The 2,242-nt window shown below is 63.5% G+C and carries 2 protein-coding genes and 1 tRNA gene; 2 read left to right on the top strand and 1 reads right to left on the bottom strand.

The window, feature by feature from the left end:
• Positions 1 to 331: hypothetical protein (locus HNP71_RS14120; protein WP_221246949.1), on the top strand; the 331-nt coding region annotated here is incomplete at its 5' end.
• 162 nt (positions 332 to 493) lie between these two features.
• On the top strand, positions 494 to 2,191 hold the full coding sequence (locus tag HNP71_RS14000) for a recombinase family protein (protein ID WP_183267562.1): 1,698 nt from the start codon (positions 494 to 496) through the stop codon (positions 2,189 to 2,191).
• On the opposite strand, the gene HNP71_RS13995 is transcribed toward HNP71_RS14000, so the two are convergent.
• A tRNA-Met gene (locus HNP71_RS13995) sits at positions 2,148 to 2,224 on the bottom strand. The two genes, HNP71_RS14000 and HNP71_RS13995, sit on opposite strands and share 44 nt — an antisense overlap.
• Positions 2,225 to 2,242 lie beyond the last annotated feature (18 nt).

The following is a 2,242-nucleotide window of genomic DNA, read 5'->3' as shown; positions in this document are numbered from 1 at the left end:
AATCTGCTCTTCAGAAAATCGGCTGCCCTTCATCGGTCTATCCCCCAGGAACAGACTCTACACAAAAACGGTCACATTCCAGGGGAGCACGTCAGTCGCGGCCGAACACTTGGCACGGTCATTCGCCTTCGTCCGGACCGCGACCCAGAAATTCTATGAGCGGCACGTCGAGCCCAATGATCGGGGACTTGATCAAAGGGCGAAGGTTAAGCTGCTGTCCGGCTTCCTCCGCGTTGACTGTGGAGTGGAGGCGGTGGCCCAGGACATCACCGAGTTGTTGAATCAACTGCGGGAGATTGTACCGGAGCTTCCGCCCCTGCCGCCCCTCTGACGCCACGCTCCAATCGCCCTCGCGCGATTGGAGCGTTTGGCGTTTCTGGTTACACCCGCTGGGCGCCGGGTCCTCATTGCTTGTCCTTGCCCCGCGTAACCCATTAATTTCTTGACCGAGGATTTGGTCGCCGTAAGCTTTGCCCCTGACTTGGAGGGGAACATGTCGGCCCGGGTTGCCTTATACGCACGGTATTCATCGGATTTGCAGCGTGATGCCTCGATCGAGGACCAGCTGCGTGTTTGCCGCGAGTACGCGGCCAAGCAGGGCTGGACGGTGGTCGACAGCTATTCCGACCGGGCGATGTCCGGGGCATCGATGCTGCGCCCGGGCCTGCAAGAGCTGCTGGCGGACGCCGGGCGCGGCCGCTTCGACATCATCCTGGCCGAGGGGCTGGACCGGCTGAGCCGCGACCAGGAGGACACGGCGCGGATTTTCAAGCAGCTCACCTTTCTCGGCATCAAGCTCTGCACCATCGCCGATGGCGAGGTGAATGAGATGCATGTCGGTCTCAAATCGACGCTGAACACGCTCTATCTGAAGGACTTGGCGGACAAGACCCGTCGCGGCCTGCGCGGCCGGGTGGAGACCGGCAAGGCGGCCAGCGGCATCTCCTACGGTTATGCCGTTAAGCGCGGCTTCAACGCCGACGGCACGCCCAGCACCGGCGAGCGCGAGATCGTCGCGGCCGAAGCGGAGGTGGTGCGCCGGATTTTCCGCGAGTTTGCCGCCGGCAAATCGCCCCGCCAGATCGCCGTCGAGCTGAACCAGGCCGGGATCGCCGCCCCAGGTGGCAAGGGCTGGGGCCAGAGCACGATCAACGGCAATGCCGAGCGTGGCACCGGCATTCTCAATAATGAGTTGTATGTCGGCCGCCTGGTCTGGAACCGGCTGCGCTACCTCAAGGATCCCAGCACCGGCAAACGCGTCTCCCGCCCAAACAGCCCGGAACAGCTGATCAGCAAGGAGGTGCCAGAGCTACGCATCGTCGACGATGAACTCTGGCAGGCGGCCAAGGCCCGGCAGGCCGAGGCCCGCAAGCGCGGCTTCCCCAAAGCGAGCCGCGCTGAGACCGAGGACGCCCCCGCCACCAAGACCCGCTTCTGGTCCAACCAGCGGCCGAAGCATCTGCTCACTGGGCTGATGCGCTGCGGGGTCTGCGGCGGCGGCTATCACAAGATCAGCGCCACACTGTTTGGCTGCGCCGCGGCGCGCAACAAGGGCACCTGCGACAACCGGCTCAACATCAAGGTGGAGCGCCTGGACGAGATCGTGCTCGCCGGGCTGAAGGGCCGGCTGATGAACCCGGAGATCTACCAGGAATTCCTCGCCGCCTATATCGCCGAACGCAACACCATCCTGGCGCAACGTAATGCCCAATATACCGGGGCCGAGGCGGAGCTGCGCAAGCTGAAGGCCCGGCAAAAGGTGCTGGTGCAAGCGGTCGCCGATGGCTTGCCGGCGCGCACGGTGAAGGATGAGATGATCGCGCTGGAAGCGCGCGAGGATGAGCTCCACGCCCTGCTCGCTAGCCGCCCGGAAGCAGAACCCTCGCTGCATCCGAATCTGGCCACTATCTACCGGGAGAAGGTCGCCGCCTTGCACGAGGCGCTGGCCGACCCGGCCACCAAGGACGAGGCGTTCAATATCATCCGCACGCTGATCGACGAGGTGCGGCTGGTGCCGGAGGATGGCCAACTGCGGGTGGAGATCCGCGGTGCCCTGGCCGGGATCCTGGCCTTGTCGGTCCAAAACGATAAAACCGCCCGGGTTCATCCGGACGGTTCTGTGTCTGTTCTCGTTGAGCAAATGAAGTTGGTTGCGGGGGCCAGATTTGAACTGACGACCTTCAGGTTATGAGCCTGACGAGCTACCGGGCTGCTCCACCCCGCGTTTGTATGTTGTGCAAAA

The organism is Acidocella aromatica, assembly GCF_014201825.1.
GTDB classification, from domain to species: Bacteria; Pseudomonadota; Alphaproteobacteria; order Acetobacterales; family Acetobacteraceae; genus Acidocella; species Acidocella aromatica.
This window is presented reverse-complemented; position numbering and strand designations above follow the sequence as displayed.

What these genes read in the sequence shown, in the direction of transcription:
- HNP71_RS14000 (WP_183267562.1), top strand. Translation starts at nt 494, where the DNA reads ATGTCGGCCCGGGTTGCCTTATACGCACGGTATTCATCGGATTTGCAG.